We start from the raw sequence: 20,279 nt of genomic DNA on the forward strand, positions 1-20,279 counted from the left end.
CCTAGTGTTGAATGTCTGACGGACAAGGGTCATAGCGGGGGTGCGGCGTCTGCGGGACGCGCATTCCTCCAGTCTTGTATATGCTGGGAGGCGCTTCACATTCGAACTTGAAGACCAAAGGCAATTCGCAGCCAGGATCCATTGGCAGGCCAGACAGCTTGACGACTCCATTACGCTGCTCAAAGGATACTTGCTCCTCAGCCCCCAAAAGAGTCACTGCCGACACCTTTACCGAAAGACCCGAAATGGAATATTCCGCTCCCGGCCAATTGGTAGCGATGAGGTAGAGAGCATTCCCACGAACCGTCATCGGCCCGTGATGCACATAATCACCCCGGTGGTCACCGCGTTCCTGCAAATCGAAAGTAAAGGGATCGGTATCAAAGATACATTCACCATTGGTCTCTAGCCATTGCCCAACCTTTTCGATAATTGAAACCGAAGCCTCGGGTATCGATCCGTCGCCGCGCGGCCCGATGTTAAGAAGCAAATTCCCCTGCCCTTGTGCGACGCGTGCGAGCAACTTGATGACTTCAACCAGAGACTTCCAGTTATGGTCACCCGCATGATAGCCCCAGCTATCATTCAATGTCATGCAAGCCTCCCAGGGGCGCCATGGCTGCGGCATAGAAACATGCCCCTCTGGCGTTCCGAAATCACCCGGCAGGCCATTGCGCCCATTGAACAAAATCTTAGGCTGAATTTCTCGCACCATCGCGTTCATCGCCTTCGCCTGCCAGCCCTCAGCATTAAAAGGCCACCAACCGTCGTACCATAAGACATCAATAGGGTTGTAGCGCGTTACCAATTCCTCAATGCGAGCAAAGGTATTTTTTATCAAATGTCCGTAGGCGGCTTGGTTTTCAAGAGCATCAACCGCGTCCGGCTTGTCATACCAGTTGTTCAGACTGTGATAGAGCCCGATCTTCAGCCCACGCGCACGCGCTGCATCAATAACCTCTTGAACAAGGTCCCTTCCACAAGGCGAATGAAGTGCGTTAAAATCGCTCAGTTGGGTATCATAGAGCCGAAACCCCTCATGATGCATCGTCGTAAAAACAATATACTTCATCCCCCCGCGGATCGCCAAATCCGCAATTTGATGAGCATCAAACTGCTCGGCTAAGAACTTTTGGCTGAGCGCCTCGGCCTCCCCATGGCTCATGCTCTCTTTGTTCATAACCCACTCACCTCGCCCCACTAGACTGAATAGACCGAAGTGTACAAACAAGCCATACCGAAGCTCTGTAAAAGATTGAATTGCAGCCTCACTCTGGCCTGAAGGGATGGAACTAGAACTATTCATAGGTGAATCGCATATTTTAATATTATGCCCAAAAGCAAAAGATTCGTGCAGATCAAATTCAAGTCCATGCTTTTATTTATTTTAGTAATTGTATGCAAGCAAGAACTCATCCATATATGGCAAATCTACACTTTAGGATGACTTCACGATTCACACGAATGAAGCCCCAAGCCAAGCTTGAGTCCGCGTTACGCACTTAGGGCTTCAGAGCCATGATGAACGTTCAAGACAATATTCACACTCCTCATTTTCCTCGAAATCTTTCGACCCGAGTCCGGCATAAAATAGAACAGGCGTGCGCCTACGCCAAACCAGTATCGCTTAAACAAGCTTGGCGACAATCTCAGGACCCCGCATTCCTGCCAGCATCCGCGCAAGCCCTTTGGAAGTCTGATCTCCTCTGGGTTTTTGCACAACTAAACGTAAGGGACATTCATAATGAAGTCAGGCATTCTAACGAAGAGGTTTGGCTGAAGGGCAACACGTTTGAGATTTTCAGCGACAGCCCAAACAGCGAGCGATACTTGGAACGCCATGCCTCACGTCTACATCACCACACACTGGGCCTAATTTGCACCGCCACCACAAGTAGCTAACCTGGTCACTTTCTTAACTTACAGTCATATCCAAATAGTAATCGCATGCGCTTGGAGAAATACCATTTTCATAATGTTGCGGAAATGCATCCAATACAAACAGCCAACGATGAGAAGGCTATCAGACCGCAAAGAGTCCCTGAGTCCATACGCCTCAAACTCAATGAGAATGCAAAAATCGTGGCGTATTGGACCAATGGCGCAGAGATCCGCTTTGTCCCCTTAGATAATGAGCCGGTCAACATCACCTTGTCGGCGTCACTCAACGCGAAAGAGCACAAGCTACCCTCAGACCCCGCCTACGTCGAAATTTTCTGGGGCGGACATAAACAGCACGAGTTTTATACGCTGACAGATGCGCCCCAAACGATTCAAATTAAGCGCCCTGAAAGACTCGACGTCCTCCCCAACCTGGAGGCGCCGGGATACCAATTTTCCCGACAAGTCTGTCGCGTCTGCCTGAATAGCGGCCCCATCAATTTTCACGGATTCGAAGGCAATACCCGCCCCCCTTTAGAATCTGAACTTCCCTCCAAAAAATATCTGGCATACGGCACCTCAATCAGCATGGGCGCCAGCGCAACTCGCTACCACAGTTGCTACGCCAACCTATTGGCGACAAAGCTTGGCGTAGACTTGTCAAATCTAGCCTTCGGAGGCTCCTGTCACTGCGAGCCCGAAATCGCAGATTACCTAACGAGCGAACTAAACTGGGATATCGCTACCTTTGAGCTCTCCGTGAACATGCTCGAAGAATACAGCCCTGAAGAGTTCCTGAACCGCGCCGACTATTTACTGCGGCAAGCTGTCAAAAATAAGCCTAACGCAAAGATATTCGTCATATCAATTTTTAGCTGCCTTTACGACTTCGTAATGGATAAAGCTAAAACTCTACGGGCCTATCGAAGTGGTCTCGATAAACTGGTAGCAGAAATCAACCACCCCAACCTCCACTTCATATCTGGCCCCGAAATGCTACCAGATCTTTCCGGCCTAACCACAGATTTAATACACCCAAGCGACCTGGGCATGAATCAAATCGCTGAGAATCTCCACCATCAGATTACTGAAATAACGGCAAGGGCTGGCGCAGCACCTCCAGCGTGGAGCGTTTAAACTCAGGACATCTCGTCGAGAAACTGCACTCCGTAGTGTGCCGGGGGAATTTAGCCAGAGCGTGGATTCGCGCCGCCGCCGATTAGCCCCACATCACTGATCGTGTAATACGGCGAGCGGAAGGAATGCGCATCGATGCCGACATCGATCGCCGGAATGTATTATAGCCAGCATGCTACTGTTTAGCACGCCCCGCTTGAGGGGACACAAGTATTTAAAAACTGAGCATACAAGCATGCATCCATACCAGCCTAAGAGCTGAATCAATGAATCTCAATTTCCCATAAATTTTACTTCACAGTTCAATTATATTTGTTAATATGAGCATGCCGCCATTAGCACTAGGCGTTCACCGATCCTGCTACATTTCTACTGTTGCTATCTGTCTTGCTGGCGATGTGAAGAGGTGTCGGGCGCCGTGAACAACTGGTTGACGCCAGTGGCGGCCAAACCACTAACCACAACACTCAAGTCACCACTACTATGTCAGGATGCCCAGTAAATCACCACGGTATGGCCAAAGCCAAAGGCTGCAGCCACGCCGCTCCCGGAAAGTTCGGAAAACTATTCGGCTTGCCCGGTTTAGACGTCAACGAAGCGGAAGCTGAGGCCCTCGCCGGGCCTGGATCTCCCATGCATGACGCCAACAACAGCAGCCCCGATAGCCCGCTACCCTCAGGCTACACATTCTTCGCGCAGTTCGTGGACCACGACATCACGCTCGACACCACAACCGACCTGCACGGACAGCCGCTTTCAAATAAAGCCATCAGCAAGCTGCCCAACTTGCGCACCGCCTCCCTGGACCTCGACTGCGTCTACGGCTTTGGCCCTGAAGCAAGCCCGCACCTGTATGATCCGGATGCCCCCGGCCGCCTGTTGGAAGGGAATGTCCACAACCCCAACGATGTGCCGCGCAACGAATCCGGAACCGCTCTCATTGGCGATCCGCGCAACGATGAAAACATCTTCGTTTCGCAGATGCAGCTGTTGTGGATTCGCTTTCACAACGCAATGTATGACCAGCATATCGCCAAATATGGCGCGGGAGACCGTTTTGAGGAAACTCAGAAGCAAGTCCGCTATCACTACCAATTCATTGTGCTGCACGATTTCCTGTGGCGCGTGTGCGACTCCAAAACATTCCTGTTCGCGCTCGAGCGACTGAACCAAGGCCAATACCCGCTGTTTAACACCCTTGCGAACAACCCAAATGGCGCCATGCCGGTCGAGTTCAGCGTGGCGGCTTACCGCTTCGGCCACACCCTCGTCCGCTCACGCTATGCGGTCAACGGACGGTATCCGGACATCGATCTGTTCGATGAGCGCTTTGGCACGGAAGGGTTCTCCTTTGTGCCGCCCAAGCTGACCGTTGACTGGCGATTCCTACTGGAGGTCGACGCATGCATTCCTCCAGTCATGGGCAAGGCGTTCGATGAGAAACTGGCCGACGAGTTAATCCGCCTGCCTGATCCGATTGTCGGGCGCTCCACTTCGGATAATGACCGCTCGCTGGCATTCCGCAACATCCTGCGTGGCAATGTGCTCGCGCTGCCCTGTGGGCAGGCGGTCGCCCAGGCGCTGGCCGAGAAAGGCTACCCCGTCGATCCCGACGCCGACCTGCAACTTGCCGAGGGCTTGAACGTCCAGGATTGTTCCGTGTTGAAACGCTTCGTCGATGAAACCCCGCTGTTTTACTACATCCTGCGCGAGGCGAACATCCTTGGACAGGGCGAGCGGCTGGGCCCGGTTGGCAGCGCCATTATCCTTGAGGTCTTCTTGGGCATGCTGATCAATTGCAAAACCAGCTTCCTGAAAGAGGACGATTGGCTGCCCGCAACCTGCGTCAAGGGAGACGATGATTCACGGTTTGAGCTCGCTGACATCGTGCGCTTCACGAACAGCTGCAAACTGGCGCCAACTGCCTAATCCAAGCCCGATTGCTGCAAAGCCACTTTGAGCAACAAGCCCGTGCGCCCTGACAGCCACGGGCTTTCTCTTCAGCGGGGGGGTTATTTGCGGTTCACCTCGACCAAGCGCTCCATCGTGCCATCAAGCTGATCAAACCACTGAGGATTCGTCTTGAAAATCCAGATTGCGCCCAGGATACCAATCAAAAAGATGCCGAACCAACCGGTCTTTTTAACAAAAAGCCCAGCCGCAATCACTCCGCCGATTACCAGTAGTACAGGCAAGTATTCTTGCAAGTCAGCATTCACGTAGGCGATTTTGCCGCATTAATTAACTGAGTCAAGGACCTCAATCCCTCATATTTTGATCAGTAGATGGCTGTATCGTTTTTTTTAGGGTCTTTTCCAAACACTTTTCTACCAGAGCAGCAGGACATATTATGAACGCAGGTCCGCGCATTAAGTCAAAATACGTAGGCCGACATTCTCAGAATCCAACGCCTTAAAAACTTTAAGCGATTGCATAACAACACCTTAATATCTCATCAGCGGAATTGGCCCGGCAGGTGCAATTAAGCTGCCATGGAACTAACATCATCATCCGAAACCAAGACGCTGCAAGACGGCGACCTCATCTTTATCGCTGTGCCGAGCTTTCTTTTCCGACAAGTGGCGGCGGCCACCAGCAGTTGGACATCGCACGTCGGGCTCATTCTTCACGACGAGGCGGGAATTCCGTGGGTTTACGAAAGCGCAATTCCCAGAGCACGCCGCGTGAGCCTTGAATCCTTCATTGCTCGCAGTGAGAATCAGCGCTACGCCATCACGCGCCCGACCGAGCCGCTCAACGAAGCCCAGCGCCAGACGCTCAAGCACGCCGCAGCATCCCGGCTCGGACGCTGGTATGACCTGGGTTTCGACTACAACGGCCGCGGCCAGTTTTGCTCCAAGTTTGTGCAGGAGTGCTACCACGAGGCGACCGGGCGCGGCATTGGGCAAGAGCTCACCTTTCGCGAACTCCTCGCCGCCAACCCCGAGCATGGCCTCACCTTTTGGCGCTGGTGGTTCGCCGGGCTGATTCCCTGGAATCGACGCACGGTCTCTCCGGCCAGCCAATTGGAAAGCCCGGAAATGACGCTTCTCTGGGACTCGGACGCAACTCCTACCCTGGCCTCGCACTCATCGACCAGCCCATGGGCTGGCGTCAGGCAATCAACCAAGCCAGCCGGAGCTCAGTAACGCTTCAATACACCCGGAGGGGGGGGGGTATTTGCACGGAAAATACGGACTGTGAAAGAACAGGCAACCCACCCGACGCCAGAGAAGCGGCGCAGGCTGGAGCAACGTCCCGTTGGGTCGGACGCGTTAACGTCAATGCGGCGGCTCGCAGGCTGGCATAGCCCGGAAACCGTCCTTGCCGACAAAGCGTCGGATTAAAACCTCGGGGCGTCACGGCATTCCCTCTTTACACCAGGGAAGCGTAAATATGCCCGTCGACGATTCGAGGACGGCTACCAGGCGCAAGCGCCCGTCAAACATTGACTGGACTACCCGCACGCTAAGGCGGGCAATGCGCGATGATGGGAGAGTGATTCATGGCGGAGATGGGTTAAAATTTAAGTGATCATTCTAATACTATCATTATCGCCTTCGAAGCCAACCAAAAAGTGAACGCCCGAGCATTTTATTAGTGAGTAGCTTTCACTAGAGATAACATGAAGTTGGAGATCAACGAGCTCGGTCGGCATTCTCCATTTTCGACAACCCTTTGCGCAGAGCCACTCCACTTGACGCCAGGGCGATTAGGCACATTCTTTCCCGACATGCGCGCGCATTATCTCCAGCATGTGCCCTTCGAGGGCTTGGGCAGCATCGAAAAATGGCTCGAAAAAGCCGGCTACGAAATCACCTGTACGCAGTTGTTTGCAGGCGATGAGTTACCCGCCGTCGCCGGGATCGACTTGGTGATCATCATGGGCGGCCCGATGAGCGTGAACGACGAGGCCAGCCACACTTGGCTGCGCGCGGAAAAAGCATTCATTCGCGACGCCATTGCGGAGGGCAAGGCGGTGCTCGGCATCTGCCTGGGCGCACAGCTCATCGCCAATGCGCTCGGCGGCGAAGTCTACCCAAACGCCGAACGCGAGATCGGCTGGATTCCCGTCCAAGCTGCCAACCATGAGCGCAGCGACCTGTTTCAATTTCCTCCGGTAGTAGGCGTCTTCCACTGGCATGGCGAAACCTTCGACCTGCCCCACGGCGCGGTCCTCACCGCCAGCAGCGCGGCCTGCGCAAATCAGGCGTTTCAATTGGGCGGCAAGGTCGTCGGCCTGCAATTTCACCTTGAAACAACACCGGAGTCGGCTAAGGCGCTGGTCGACCACTGCGGCGACGAGCTCGCCACTGGCGGCCCCTACGTCCAAACCGCCGAGCAAATGCTCCAAGTCGTTCCCGAGCGCTTCATTGCGATCAACGCCCTCATGGCGAACCTGCTATCCTACCTGGACACCCAGGCGCGCCGGTAACGGGTTTAGCCCCGCAAAATCCACATGCAAGCCGACTACTGCGACGTCACCTGCCCGACCTGCTTCGAGACCTTCTCGATCCCCGGCCCCGCGCTAACCGAGGTCCCCACCGAATGGGACTACGACTGCGAAGTGTGCTGCCGCCCCATGACCATCCGCTTCTACGCCGACGAAGACGAGGTGGTCGCCGAAGCCGAAGCGCTCGAAGACTAGACTTGCGCGCGCATCGTTTTACATTACCTTCAAGTTAATTGTGACACACGGATTCTCCACAGACTTCTGCAAAACGATTCGCTGGATCGGTAAACTGCTCGCGCTCTGCGCCGTGTTCCTTTTCGTGATGGGAAAGGGGGGCATTGATGGCGAAGAATACAAGGACTTTTTCTTTCCCGCGATGATGCTTTATTTTATCGGACTAAGCGTATTTTCCATACGCTCCGAAGCTGAAAAGCGCGCCCTCAAAGATAAACAACTGCGTAAATACCAACAGCGAGTGGACCGCCTGGGCGAAGCATGCGTTCGCAAGCACTACCGCCGCGCCATCCAGATCAGTCTGGGCTGCTTTCTCGTGGCGCTCTGCATCATGTTTCTCGAATCGATGTTCATGGTTTGGCCATTGGGCATCGCCGCAGTGGGCTTCCTGATCTACGCTAGCAAATTCGAGAAACCCGCCACGAGCTAGGCGAAAAACGCTGGAAGACTGAGGCCGCCCTGGAGGGCGATGCTCCGTCATCGCCGCACGTCTGGATGGTCGTAATCGCACTGTCGTAGAAGCGGCTTCCAGCCGCTTTCCCAAATCAATGAAGCCAAAGCGGCTGGAAGCCGCTTCTACGTCGGAGTCAGCAATCGCGCAGTGCGCGAATCAATCGGTCCAGCGGGACGCTGGAAGCACGGCCCTCCAGTTGGCATACTAACTGGGCTAAAAAAAACCGGACACTTCGCAGCGTCCGGCTCTTTAATTTTTAATTGGTTCTCTGCTCACTCAAAGCGCATGAATCGCACTTTTGCTGACGGCGAGGCCGGCTTCCTTGAGGGCTTCGGACATCGTCGGGTGGGCGTGGATCGTGCGGCCCAGGTCTTCGGCGCTACCGCCGTATTCCATGTGGGTGACCGCCGCAGCGATCATCTCGCTCGCGCCGTGGCCGATGATTTGCACGCCGAGAATCTTGTCTGTCTTGGCGTCGGCAATGACCTTGCAGAAGCCGTCGGTGCCGTCGACTGCGATGGCGCGGCCATTGGCGGCGAAGGGGAACTTGCCCACGTTGACGTCCAGCTTGTCGGCCTTGGCCTTGTCTTCACCGATGCCCACGCAGGCGATTTCCGGCTCGGTGTAGATCACGCTCGGGATGACGTCGTAGTTCACGTGGCCGCCCTTGCCGGCGATCAGCTCGACGCAGGCCACGGCTTCTTCCTCGGCCTTGTGGGCGAGCATCGGGCCCGCAACGACGTCGCCAATTGCGTAAACGCCCTTGGCGGTGGTGCGGAAATGGTTGTCGATCTTCACGCGGCCGCGCTCGTCGAGCTCCACGCCCGCCTTGTCGGCAGCGAGGCCCGCGGTGGTGGGCTTGCGACCCACGGCGACGAGGATCTTGTCGGCTTCAAACTTGAGCTCCTTGTCCTTCTTTTCGGCGGTGAGGAACGTCTTCTTGCCTTCCTTGGCGACACCGGTGACTTTCGCGCCGAGCTCGAAACTGAGGCCCTGCTTTTTAAAGAAACGCTCGGACAGCTTGGCGACGTCCTTATCGACGGCGCCCGCGATTTGCGGCAGCAGCTCGACGACGGTTACCTCCGAACCAAGGCGCGCCCAAACGCTACCCAGCTCCAGGCCGATGGCGCCCGCGCCGACGACGACAAGCTTCTTCGGCACCTTGTCAAAGCACAGGGCTTCGGTGCTGGAAACAATCGTGTCGCCGTCAAACTTCATGAACGGCAGCTCCACCGGCACGGAGCCGGTTGCAATAATGATGTGTGTGGCGGTGACGACCTTTTCGCCGTCGTCGCCAGCGACCTTTACCTTGCCCTCGCCTTCAAGCGAGCCGAGGCCGCGCAGCACGTCTACCTTGCGCGCCTTGGCGAGCTGGGCGACGCCGCCATTGAGCTGGGCGACGACCTCGTCCTTGCGCTTGAGCATGGCGGGGATGTCGCTAGTCAGCTTGCCGACCTTGATGCCGTGCACATCGCCGCGCTCCTTGACGGTGTGGAAAATCTCGGTGGAATGCAGCAGCGCCTTCGACGGGATGCAGCCCACGTTGAGGCACGTGCCGCCGAGCGTGGCGTCTTTCTCGACGAGTGCGGTTTTAAAGCCAAGCTGCGCGGCGCGAAACGCGGCTACGTAGCCGCCGGGGCCGGAGCCAATGACGAGGAGGTCGTAATCTGCCATGGTAAAATAAATTTGGGTTTCTCACAGAGACACGGAGGCACGGAGGCCAGCGCGGCGAGTTTTTATTGAACAGAAGGTAGCAAAGAAAGCGAAGGTTTAACTACGAATGGCGTGGATGCGAGGCGTAGTTTATTTCACGCAAAGACGCAAAGTCGCAAAGGGTTTCTTACTGGTTATCAGTCGAGTGGCCTTTGCGTCTTTGCGCCTTTGCGTGAGTTTAAAATGAGTTGGTCGGTTTTCGTTTACACGCCAATCATCAACGAGGTCGGGTCTTCGATGGCTTCCTTGATCTTCACGAGGAAGGTCACGGCGCCCTTACCGTCGACAACACGGTGGTCGTAGCTCAGCGCGAGATACATCATCGGGCGGGCGACGATTTCGCCGTTGATGACGACTGCGCGCTGCGTGATGTTGTGCAGGCCGAGGATGCCGGTTTGCGGCATGTTGAGGAGCGGCGTGGACAGCATGCTGCCGTAGATGCCGCCGTTGGAAATCGTGAAGACGCCGCCTTGCAGATCTTCGAGCTTGATCTTACCCGCGCGGGCAGCCTTGGCGTAGTCGATGATGTCCTGCTCGATCTCGGCGAAACCCTTCTTGTCGCAATCGCGGACGACGGGAACCATCAGGCCCTTGTCGGTGCCCACGGCCACGCCCACGTCGTAGAAGTGGTTTTGGATCACGTAGTCGCCGTCGAGCTGGGTGTTGAGATCCGGCACGGCTTGCAGCGCGTTAACCACGGCCTTCACGAAGAAGGACATGAAGCCAAGCTTCACGCCGTGACGCTCGACAAACTTGTCCTGATGCTGCTTACGCAGCTTCATGATGGCGGACATGTCGACCTCGTTGAAAGTGGTGAGCAGCGCGGCTTCGTTGGTCGCGGCGACGAGGCGCTCGGCGATCTTCTTGCGCAGCGGCGTCATCTTCTTGCGCGTGGTGCGATCCTCGGCAGGGACGATCGGCGCGGCGGCCTTGGCCGGAGCTTCCGCCTTCGGCGCAGGCTTGTCGGCGGCGGCTAGCATGTCGCCCTTGGTCACGCGGCCACCCTTGCCGGAGCCATCGACGCCCTTCGGGTCGATGCCGGTCTCGGCAGCGATGCGGCGCACGGCCGGGGAAATGGCGTCGTCCGGCGCAGCCTTGCCAGCGGGAGCCGGAGCGGCGGGCGCTTCACTGGCGGCCTCGCCCTCGGAGTCGTCGGCGGCAGGAGCGCTGCCCGCGGGCTTCGCGGCGGAGTCGTCGACAACGGCAACGATCTGGCCGATCTCGACCTCGTCGCCTTCTTCGGCCTTGAGGCTGATTACGCCACTGGCTTCGGCGAGACCTTCGGAGGTGATCTTGTCCGTTTCGAGTTCGAAGATGACCTGGTCCTTTTCGACGTAGTCGCCTTCAGCCACGTGCCAGGCGGCAATGATGCCAGAAGTGATCGACTCGCCCAGAGCCGGGATTTTCATTTCTACAGCCATGATATTAAAGGGAAATTATGAATTATGAGGTATGAATTATGAATTCAGCGAGTGGCCGATTGAGGGTTTAAGTGTAAAGTCTCGTTGTTGATTCTCGGTTTGGCGCGGAGGCTTTCATACTGCATCATTTAAAAAGCAAAAGCTCCGCCACTGCCTCGGACCACCACCGCCACTAGTCGTTCTTGGTTTTGTTGAAGGCTTCGTCGACGAGCGCAGCCTGCTCCATTTTGTGGACTGCCAGAGAGCCCGGCGCGGGGCTGGCGGCGGCGTGACGACCGGCGTAGATCGGCTCCTTGCCCGAAGCCTTCTTGATGTAGTGGTAGATGAACGACCACGCGCCCATGTTTTGCGGCTCTTCCTGGCACCAGATCAGGTGCTCGTAGCCTGCGTACTTGGCAAGGATTTCCGTGCAAAGCTTGTCGTTGAACGGGTAAAGCTGCTCCACCCGCACGATGGCGGCGTCCTTGATTTTGTTCTCCTCTCGGTAGTCGAGTAGATCGTAGTAGACCTTGCCCGAGCAGAGGATGACGCGCTTGGCCTTCTTTGGCGGCGTGTCGTCGTTGAGGATGTCGTGGAATTTGCCCTTCTCCAGCTCGGCGACCGTGGATACGCAGCCTTTGTGGCGGAGCAAACTCTTCGGCGCCATGATGACAAGCGGCTTCTGGAAATCCCGCTTCTTCTGGCGGCGGATGATGTGGAAATACTGCGCGGGGGTGGTCATCATCGCGACCTGAATGTTGTTCTCCGCACAAGCCTGCAAGTAACGCTCGAGGCGGGCGCTGGAGTGCTCCGGCCCCTGCCCCTCGTAACCGTGCGGCAGCAGCATCACGAGCCCGCTCACGCGGCCCCACTTGGATTCACTGCTGGCGATGAATTGGTCGAAGTGCACCTGGGCGCCGTTGGCGAAGTCGCCAAACTGCGCTTCCCACAAGGCCAGCATGTCCGGGTAATCGATCGAGTAACCGTAGTCGAAGCCCAGAATCGCGGCCTCGGAAAGCGACGAATTGTGCACGCAGAACGTGGCCTGGTTCGCGTCGAGATTGGTCAGCGGCACATAGCGGGTGCGCGTCTCGCTGTCATACCAGGCGGTGTGGCGCTGGCTGAAAGTGCCGCGTTCGGAGTCCTGCCCGGACAAGCGGACCGGCGTGCCTTCAATCAGCAAAGTGCCAAAAGCGAGCGACTCAGCAAAGGCCCAGTCGATGCCTTCGCCAGCCTCGAAGTTCTTCCACTTCTGCTTGATCTGGCGCGCGATCTTGGAGTTGATCTTAAAGTTGCCCGGGGCCTCAGTCAGGCGGCGCGCGACGTGGCGCAGCTCGTCAATTTTAACGCTGGTCTTGGTCGCGGAGAAATTAAAGGGCGGCTGCGTGATGCCGGCGGAGCCTTTAAGTTTGTCCGCCTTGGCCTCGGCTTTCGACTTTTGGTCGTTCTGCTTTTCCTCCTCCTTCTTCACTGCGAGGAAGGCGTCGTTGAGCGTGTTCTGATAGTCGTCGGTGAGCTTCTGGGCTTCGGCTTCGGAAATGTCCTGCGTCTTGAGGAGCTGCTCCTTGAGGGACTCGCTGATCGCCGGGTGCTTTGACAGGCGCTGGTAAAGGTCGGGCTGAGTGAAGCCGGGCTCGTCGGACTCGTTGTGGCCATGGCGACGGTAGCAATACATGTCGATGACGACGTCGTCCTGGAACTCCTGGCGATACTTCGCGGCAAGGCGCATGACGGCGCACACGGCCAGCGGGTCGTCCCCATTGACGTGGAAAACCGGGATGTCGATCATCTTGGCGATGTCGGTGCAGTAGCGGCTGGAACGCGAGTCGCGCGGGTCCGTCGTGAAGCCGATCTGGTTGTTGATCACGATGTGGATCGTGCCGCCGGTCCGGTAGCCCTTGAGCTTGGCGAGGTTGAGCGTTTCCGCCACCACGCCCTGCCCGGCAAAAGCAGCGTCACCGTGGATCAGGAGCGGCAGCACACGCTTACGCTCGAGGTCGCCCCGGATGCGCTGGCGAGCGCGGGCCTTGCCTTCGACGACCGGGTCCACCGCTTCGAGGTGGCTCGGATTGGCGGCGAGGCGCAGCTCGATGTCTTCACCGGTAACGGTTTGGAGCACCGCCTCGTAGCCGAGGTGGTATTTCACGTCGCCATCGCCATGGGTGGACTCGGGGATGTAATTTTCGGAAAACTCGCGGAACAGGTATTGGTAAGACTTGCCAAGGATGTTCGCCAGCACGTTGAGGCGACCGCGGTGAGCCATGCCCATGACGATTTCTTCAACGCCATTCTTCGGGCAGTCCTGAATCAACAGGTCGAGCGCGGCGATGAGCGTTTCGCCGCCTTCGAGGGAAAAGCGCTTCTGGCCAACGTAGCGGGTGTGCAGGAAGCGCTCAAAGATTTCCGCCTGCATGACCTTGTCGAGCATGCGGAGTTTTTCGTCGCGGCTGAACTCCGGGTGAAAATTATCGGGCTCGATCGCCGCCTGAATCCAGCGGCGCTTCGGCGTTTCCTGAATGTGAATGTACTCGCAGCCGATGTGCTCGCAGTAGGTCGCCTTGAGGCGCTCCAGAAGCTTCGGCACCGACATGAAAACGCCGCCCAGGTAATTGCCCGTGTGGTATTCCTTCTCCTGGTCGACATTTTCCAGACCCAGGCGATCCAGCGCAAGGCGTGGGTTCTGCACCGGGTTAGCCGTCAACGGGTTAATGCGCGCCTGCGTGTGGCCGATGGAGCGGAAGGCGTAAATCGCGCCAATGACTCGGGACTGTGTGATCGCGTCGAGCCCCTCAATTTCTGCCTGAGTCGCCGTCGTAGCGCCGCCGCCGCCCGCAACAGCGACTTGCTGGGCCAGCTCGTAACCCTCGAAAAACGCCCGCCAATGCGCGTCGAGCGTGTCCGGATTGTCGAGCCACTGCTCGTAATTTTGGTCGATCAAATCCGCATTCCAGCGGTTGGCGATACCGAGATTCTTCATGGCTTGTGGGGATTTCGGGGAGCTAAAACAGGCTCTGGCAAAAATTGTAGCAGCGTCCAAAAAATGAACACTTGGCGTTTGGATTCTCTTAAATAGACGGTTTTTTAGGTTTAAAGAACAGGTAGGAATAGACTTCCGCCCGAATATCCGCAAGCTATAAGGCCAAAAACATGAGCGATTTTGATACCCTCCTTAAGCATTTGGAATCACTGGAAACCCGTGACCGGCCCGTGGCTAATGTCATCGCCGATCTGGACGCCTTCCACCGCGACCACGCCGCCGACCTCCCACCGCGCCTGGTCCATTTTCTAGAGCGCCGCAGCTACGGCAAAGCCGTCGCTTTTTTGCGTGGTGAAAAGGAGAACATGCCCCCCGGCGGCTGCTCTGGGCATTGATTTTTGAATTTGAGGGAGAAGGCAGATGGGAGAAGGCAGAAGGGTCGAGTTGGATTGGAAGCGGCATAGAGAATTTTACATATTCGCGAGATCCTTTTGCGGGTAGCGACGAATCAAGCTATTCCCTTCTGCCTTCTCCCATCTCCCTTCTGCCTCCAATAAATCCCCTTCTCCCTCTAATATAAGAACCCATGTCCAAAAAACAACGCATCTCCACCGACGGCGGTTCCAGCCTGGACGCCAATCCCTTTGCGGCGCTGAGCGGCGCCGGGCTCCCTGACGCCCCCGCCAAGCCAGCCGCTGCGCCCAAGCCTGCCCCCGCCCCGGCCAAAGCCAAGAAGCGCGGGCGCGTGGACCTGCAACGCCAGAAGGGCGGGCGCGGCGGCAAGATCGTCACCATTCTTTCGGGTGAAGGCATGAACCTGACCGGCCCACAGGAGCTCGACGCCATGCTCAAGCACTTCAAGACGCGCCTCGGCTGCGGCGGCAAAGTCCAGGGCAAGACCGTGGAACTACAGGGCGATGTGCGCGACGCCGTCGAGCCCGAGCTCACCCAGCGTGGTTATCGCGTTGTCCGCGTCGGCGGCTGAACCGCTCTCCCGAAATTTGCCAAGCACGGCACAGAGCCGTTGTCCCCTTACGGAACTCAGCGCGAACCGGGAATCCCACACGCCTCCCTCCCGTAACCTGGAACAAATCGTCAAAACAAGGCCTAATCAGGATGCTCACCCCGCCAATCAGCTCTTGGATCGGCTAATTTCGCAGTCCTGCCGCGAATAACACTTGTCAGGCGCGCGGAGAGCCGCACAACTAGTGCCATGAAGGTCACGGTATTTGTCACTCCTAAGAAAACTGTGCTGGATCCCCAGGGCGCCGCTGTCGGCCATGCGATGGAGCATCTGGGCCTGAATCCCAGCAGCGATGTGCGCGTCGGCAAGACAGTCGAGTTCGAAGTCGACGGCGCGGACACCCCGGAACTACGCGCTCAAATCGACAAGATTTGTGACGGTTTGCTGAGCAATCCCGTCATCGAAGACTACCGCTACGAGCTCGCCTAAAAACGAAAGTCCCGCCTACATGAAGATCGCCATCATCCAATTCCCCGGATCCAATTGCGACCGCGACGCCTATTATGCGCTCGCGGGCGTGTTCAACCAGCCGACGCGCCTGTTTTGGCACAAGCGTCCCAGCCTGGCCGGAGCGGAGTGCGTGGTCTTGCCCGGCGGCTTCTCTTACGGCGACTACCTGCGCTGCGGCGCGATTGCCCGGTTCTCGCCCATCATGCAGTCTATTATAGAGTTCGCCAACAACGGCGGCCCGGTCATCGGCATTTGCAATGGCTTCCAGATTCTCTGCGAGGCGGGCCTCCTCCCCGGCGCCCTCGTCCGCAATGAGAGCATGGAGTTCGTCTGCGAGACCTCGACCCTCAAGGTCGAAGACAGCATGGACTACTTCAACAAGAGCAGCCTCGGCGAGACAATCGACATTCCCATCGCCCACGGTGAGGGCAACTACCGCATCGATGACGACGGTTTGGCCGACCTCGAAGCAAACAACCAAATCCTTTTCCGCTACGCTAACAATCCAAATGGGTCTAAAGCCGACATCGCAGGCATCCGTAATAAAGAAGGGAATGTCTTTGGCATGATGCCGCACCCCGAGCGCGCCGTGGAAGATCTCCACCCGAGCCGCGACGGCATCGGCGTCCTCAAGGCGTTCCTCAAGTCCCAAATGGCCCGCCAGAAAGCGTAGCCTATTATCAATGATCAATTGTCGGTTTTCAATTTTCAATGACTCGAGAACGCTGCGAAACCTCAACTGACAACTGATAATCGAAAACTGAAAATCGAAAACTCCTAGTTTCCATGGCCACTGAAGCACCTGCGCCCAATCCAGATCCCACGCTGAACAAGCCCATCACGCCTGAGCTGGTGGACAAGCACGGCCTCACCGCCGAAGAGTACGAGCGCATCAAGCAGATCCTCGGACGCGAGCCCAACCTGACCGAGCTCGGCATTTTCAGCGTCATGTGGTCAGAGCACTGCTCCTACAAGAACTCGCGCCGCCTCCTCAAGCAGTTCCCCACCCAGAAGTTCGACGAAGACTCCCGCAACAAGGTCCTCGTCAAGGCGGGTGAGGAAAATGCCGGCGTCATCGACGTAGGCGACGACTTTGCCATCTGCTTCAAAATCGAGTCCCACAACCACCCGAGCGCGGTGGAGCCTTTTGAAGGCGCGGCGACCGGCGTGGGCGGCATCCTGCGCGACATTTTCACCATGGGCGCCCGCCCGGTGCTCTTCACCAACTCCCTGCGCTTTGGCAAGCTCGACTCCGCCGACTCCCGTCGCATCATGCGCGGCGTCGTGCATGGCATCTCCCACTACGGCAACTGTGTGGGCATCCCCAATGTCGGCGGCGACGTTTACTTTGACGATTGCTACGAGGGCAACCCCCTCGTTAACGCGCTCTGCCTCGGCGTGCTCAAGCACGACCAGATCAAGCGTGGCGCGGCGTCCGGCGTCGGCAACCCGGTCTATTACGTCGGCGCTGCCACTGGCCGTGATGGTCTCGGCGGCGCCAGCTTCGCCTCCAAGGAACTCTCCTCGGAGTCCGGCCACGACCGTCCCGCCGTCCAAAAGGGCGACCCCTTCATGGGCAAGCTGCTCATGGAAGCCTGCCTCGAAATGATGGCCGTCGACGGCCTCGTCGTGGGCATTCAGGACATGGGCGCCGCTGGCCTGACCTGCTCCACCTGCGAAACCGCCGCCCGCGGCGACACCGGCGTCGAAATCGAGCTCGACCTCGTCCCGCAGCGTGAGTCCGGCATGAACTCTTACGAAATCATGCTCTCCGAATCACAGGAGCGCATGCTCGTCATCGTCCAGAAAGGACGCGAAGAGGAAGTCGAAAAAATCTTTGAAAAGTGGGACCTCCATGCCGCCAAGGTCGGCTCCGTCGTCGACGGCAAGGACATGGTCGTCAAGCAACACGGCCAGGTCGTTGCCCGCATTCCGGCGCAAGACCTCACCGAACAAGCCCCGCTCAACAACCCGGAAGCAGCGCGCCCGGCTTACTTGGACGAGATTCAGGCCTGGACTCCCGAAAGCATCGAAGACCTCACTGAAGACGGCATTTTCGACGCCCTCCCCAAGCTCCTCGCCGATCCGACCATCGCCAACAAAAAGTGGATCTACCGCCAGTATGACCAGATGGTCATGACAAGCACCGTCGAGCACGCTGGTGAGTCCGACGCCGCCGTAGTGCGTTTGCGTTGTGGCGGTCCGGATCGCGACAAGTACATCGCCATTTCCAACGACTGCAACAACCGCTACTGCTGGGCCGATCCCTATGAAGGCGGCAAGATCGCCGTCGCCGAGGCCATTCGCAACCTCGCCTGCTCGGGCGCCCGCCCCCTGGCGATGACGAACAACCTCAATTTCGGCAACCCAAACAAGCCCGAATCCTTCTACATGCTCAAGGAAGCGGTCCGCGGCCTCGCCGAAACCTGCGAATTTTTCGATGTGCCCGTCGTCGGCGGCAACGTCAGCCTCTACAACGAAAATCAGGACGCCAAGATCGACCCGACGCCCGTCGTGTCCGTGGTCGGCATCATCGACAGCCGCCAGTACATCACGCCGTCCACGATCAAAAAGGGCAACGAAGCCTTCATCCTTCTGGGTGACGTCGCCAACGAGCTCGGCGTCAGCGCCTTCCTGCGCGTCATCCACAACCTGAAGACTGGCAAGCCGCCCGTGATGGACCTTGAAAAGCAGGCTTCGTTGATGGACTTCCTGCAAATCCAGATCCAAAAGGGCCGCATCCACGCCGCGCACGACATTGCCGAAGGCGGACTGCTCGTCGCGCTCTGCGAAATGCTCTTCACGAAGGACCAAACCTTCGGTGCAGACCTCAATCTGGAAGACCTCCCCATCGATCGCTGGGACACCCTTTTCTTCGGCGAAAGCCAAGGCCGCATCCTGCTGGCCGTCGATTCCAACCGCGCCGACCACGTCGTCCACGACGCCGAGCGCTATGACATCCATGCGGACATTATCGGCGAAGCCAACGACGAGGGCATCCTCCACATCGAGGCTCCCAATCTGGAAAACCCGATCCAGTGGGACACCAACACTCTCCGTGACGCCTGGGAGAACTCCATTCCCAACGCCATGAAAATCTAGAGCTCTTTTCATCTAGATTGGCGGAGTCAGGTGGGGTAGAGATTGGATGCAGCCTACGCGTCCGGCAGCTCCATGGCTTCGACCTTGGCCTTGAGGCCCTCGCGGTAGGCGACGAGACGGTCCCGAAGTTTTCGATCCGCCAGGGCGAGAATCGCCGCCGCCGAAAGCGCCGCATTGATCGCCCCCGCCCGGCCAATGGCCAATGTCGGCGTTGGAATGCCAGCCGGCATCTGCACGATGGAAAGCAGGGAGTCCACGCCACTCAAGGCCCTGGACTGCACCGGCACGCCGAGCACCGGCAAATGCGTGAGCGCCGCCGTCATCCCGGGCAAATGCGCCGCGCCGCCCGCTCCGGCAATGATCACCTGGATGCCGCGCCCTTCCGCGCTGCGCGCGTAGTCGACCATGCGGTCCGGCGTGCGGTGCGCGCTGACGATCAACTTCTCGAAGGGAACGTCGAGCTCAGTGAGGGTTTCCGCCGCATGGCGCATCGTTTCCCAATCGGAATTACTGCCCATGATGACGCCGACAGTCGGAGTAGAGTTACTAGGTGTTGCCATGACGTGAAAATTAATTTTACCTCCAGCCATCCAACGCACGGGCGCGCCGCACGTCAATTCCAGGATGCACACATTGGGCATAGATGGCTGTAAGGGAGGCTGGATCGCTGTCGAAATTGACGACAACGGCAATGGCTCAATCGGCCTGTTCGACACCGTCTACCGGGCCCTCATCATGCACCCGACGTGCGACGTCATGCTGATCGATATGCCCATCGGCCTCCCCGACGCCCTGCAGCCAACCCGCGAATGCGACGCCATCGCCCGTAAACTCCTCGGCAAAGGCATGAGCTCCCGCGTGTTCAGCCCACCCCCACGACGCGCCCTCGACACCAGTTTTTACGAAGACGCCTGCGCGCTCAGCGAGACCATCATCGGCAAAAAGATCAGCCGGCAAAGCTTCAATATCGCGCCTAAAATCAAAGAGCTCGACGGCGTGCTTCGCCGCCATCGCGACTACGTGGGACGCCTCCGCGAAGCGCATCCCGAGCTCGCCTTCGCCTCGATGAACAACCGTAAGGCGCTCCAAATTTCCAAAAAGCAAAAAGCCGGCCAGCAAGGCCGACTCAAAGTGCTGCAGCGCCATTACCCGCACGCCCGCGATCTCTACAACTACGCACTCGACGCCACGCAACGCAAAGACGTGGCGCGCGACGACATTCTCGACGCCATGGCGCTCGCCATCATGGCGCGCTCCGCCCGCAAACTTCGCCCCATCCCGGCGGATCCGCCCAGCGACGCCGTTGGCCTGCCCATGGAAATCGTCGTCGGCGTCTACGGATGGGAAACGGAAAGCGCCACCCGCGCACCCTTCGGTTTTACACGGGCGCCAGCAACCCGCCAGTAGACCGCGACGCATCAAGCAAGGCGGCGTATTTGCCTTTAAATCAAAAG

Annotated in this window: 18 protein-coding genes and 1 pseudogene; 12 read left to right on the forward strand and 7 right to left on the reverse strand. The window is 57.7% G+C overall.

The features are described from left to right. Position 1: 1 nt before the first annotated feature. Positions 2-1,306, reverse strand: a complete 1,305-nt coding sequence (locus tag RBB63_RS01995) for an alpha-L-fucosidase (protein WP_309380576.1) — start codon at positions 1,304-1,306, stop codon at positions 2-4. A 680-nt stretch (positions 1,307-1,986) separates the two neighbouring features. Here RBB63_RS01995 and RBB63_RS02000 point away from each other — a divergent pair. After that, positions 1,987-3,018, forward strand: a complete 1,032-nt coding sequence (locus RBB63_RS02000) for an SGNH/GDSL hydrolase family protein (RefSeq protein ID WP_484487968.1) — start codon at positions 1,987-1,989, stop codon at positions 3,016-3,018. Here the strand turns inward: RBB63_RS02000 and RBB63_RS23680 are convergent. Next, positions 2,981-3,143, reverse strand: a pseudogene (locus RBB63_RS23680) (ATP-binding protein); the annotation flags it as partial. The gene RBB63_RS02000 and the pseudogene RBB63_RS23680 overlap by 38 nt on opposite strands. Before the next feature lie 388 nt (positions 3,144-3,531). On the opposite strand from RBB63_RS23680, the gene RBB63_RS02005 reads away from it, so the two are divergent. Beyond that, complete coding sequence (locus RBB63_RS02005) at positions 3,532-4,947, forward strand: peroxidase family protein (protein ID WP_309380580.1); 1,416 nt, start codon at positions 3,532-3,534, stop codon at positions 4,945-4,947. 83 nt (positions 4,948-5,030) lie between these two features. Here RBB63_RS02005 and RBB63_RS02010 read toward each other — a convergent pair whose 3' ends face one another. After that, complete coding sequence (locus RBB63_RS02010) at positions 5,031-5,237, reverse strand: hypothetical protein (RefSeq protein ID WP_309380582.1); 207 nt, start codon at positions 5,235-5,237, stop codon at positions 5,031-5,033. Positions 5,238-5,510: 273 nt separating this feature from the next. Between RBB63_RS02010 and RBB63_RS02015 the strand changes: the two genes are divergently transcribed. The 4 genes from RBB63_RS02015 (at position 5,511) to RBB63_RS02030 (ending at position 8,135) form a co-directional block, all read left to right on the forward strand. Further along, complete coding sequence (locus RBB63_RS02015) at positions 5,511-6,167, forward strand: YiiX/YebB-like N1pC/P60 family cysteine hydrolase (RefSeq protein ID WP_309380584.1); 657 nt, start codon at positions 5,511-5,513, stop codon at positions 6,165-6,167. Between the two features lie 584 nt (positions 6,168-6,751). Continuing rightward, on the forward strand, positions 6,752-7,453 hold the full coding sequence (locus RBB63_RS02020; protein ID WP_343219111.1) for a type 1 glutamine amidotransferase: 702 nt from the start codon (positions 6,752-6,754) through the stop codon (positions 7,451-7,453). 24 nt (positions 7,454-7,477) lie between these two features. Next, complete coding sequence (locus RBB63_RS02025; protein WP_309380587.1) at positions 7,478-7,666, forward strand: zinc ribbon domain-containing protein; 189 nt, start codon at positions 7,478-7,480, stop codon at positions 7,664-7,666. 40 nt (positions 7,667-7,706) lie between these two features. After that, complete coding sequence (locus RBB63_RS02030) at positions 7,707-8,135, forward strand: hypothetical protein (protein WP_309380589.1); 429 nt, start codon at positions 7,707-7,709, stop codon at positions 8,133-8,135. 300 nt (positions 8,136-8,435) lie between these two features. On the opposite strand, the gene lpdA is transcribed toward RBB63_RS02030, so the two are convergent. The 3 genes from lpdA to RBB63_RS02045 form a co-directional block, all read right to left on the reverse strand. After that, entirely contained in the window at positions 8,436-9,833 is a 1,398-nt protein-coding gene (lpdA, locus tag RBB63_RS02035; protein WP_309380591.1) for a dihydrolipoyl dehydrogenase, read from the reverse strand. A 242-nt stretch (positions 9,834-10,075) separates the two neighbouring features. Further along, complete coding sequence (gene odhB, locus RBB63_RS02040) at positions 10,076-11,293, reverse strand: 2-oxoglutarate dehydrogenase complex dihydrolipoyllysine-residue succinyltransferase (RefSeq protein WP_309380593.1); 1,218 nt, start codon at positions 11,291-11,293, stop codon at positions 10,076-10,078. A gap of 172 nt (positions 11,294-11,465) precedes the next feature. Further along, entirely contained in the window at positions 11,466-14,249 is a 2,784-nt protein-coding gene (locus tag RBB63_RS02045) for a 2-oxoglutarate dehydrogenase E1 component (RefSeq protein WP_309380595.1), read from the reverse strand. A 170-nt stretch (positions 14,250-14,419) separates the two neighbouring features. Here RBB63_RS02045 and RBB63_RS02050 point away from each other — a divergent pair, with 170 nt between their 5' ends. From RBB63_RS02050 to purL, 5 genes are all read left to right on the forward strand, one after another. Then, on the forward strand, positions 14,420-14,644 hold the full coding sequence (locus RBB63_RS02050; protein WP_309380597.1) for a hypothetical protein: 225 nt from the start codon (positions 14,420-14,422) through the stop codon (positions 14,642-14,644). Positions 14,645-14,835: 191 nt separating this feature from the next. After that, the gene (locus tag RBB63_RS02055; protein ID WP_309380599.1) at positions 14,836-15,234 is read left to right on the forward strand and encodes a translation initiation factor; all 399 of its coding nucleotides are present in this window, start codon (positions 14,836-14,838) and stop codon (positions 15,232-15,234) included. Between the two features lie 228 nt (positions 15,235-15,462). Continuing rightward, the gene (gene purS / locus RBB63_RS02060) at positions 15,463-15,702 is read left to right on the forward strand and encodes a phosphoribosylformylglycinamidine synthase subunit PurS (RefSeq protein WP_309380601.1); all 240 of its coding nucleotides are present in this window, start codon (positions 15,463-15,465) and stop codon (positions 15,700-15,702) included. Between the two features lie 19 nt (positions 15,703-15,721). Continuing rightward, on the forward strand, positions 15,722-16,396 hold the full coding sequence (gene purQ, locus RBB63_RS02065) for a phosphoribosylformylglycinamidine synthase subunit PurQ (protein ID WP_309380603.1): 675 nt from the start codon (positions 15,722-15,724) through the stop codon (positions 16,394-16,396). A 113-nt stretch (positions 16,397-16,509) separates the two neighbouring features. Continuing rightward, entirely contained in the window at positions 16,510-18,825 is a 2,316-nt protein-coding gene (purL, locus tag RBB63_RS02070) for a phosphoribosylformylglycinamidine synthase subunit PurL (RefSeq protein WP_309380605.1), read from the forward strand. A gap of 53 nt (positions 18,826-18,878) precedes the next feature. On the opposite strand, the gene purE is transcribed toward purL, so the two are convergent. Then, entirely contained in the window at positions 18,879-19,385 is a 507-nt protein-coding gene (gene purE / locus RBB63_RS02075) for a 5-(carboxyamino)imidazole ribonucleotide mutase (protein ID WP_309380892.1), read from the reverse strand. A gap of 64 nt (positions 19,386-19,449) precedes the next feature. On the opposite strand from purE, the gene RBB63_RS02080 reads away from it, so the two are divergent. Further along, complete coding sequence (locus RBB63_RS02080; protein WP_309380607.1) at positions 19,450-20,232, forward strand: DUF429 domain-containing protein; 783 nt, start codon at positions 19,450-19,452, stop codon at positions 20,230-20,232. The last annotated feature ends 47 nt before the right edge of the window (positions 20,233-20,279 follow it).

The sequence above is a fragment of the Cerasicoccus frondis genome (assembly GCA_031296915.1).
Taxonomy (GTDB): Bacteria; Verrucomicrobiota; Verrucomicrobiia; order Opitutales; family Cerasicoccaceae; genus Cerasicoccus; species Cerasicoccus frondis.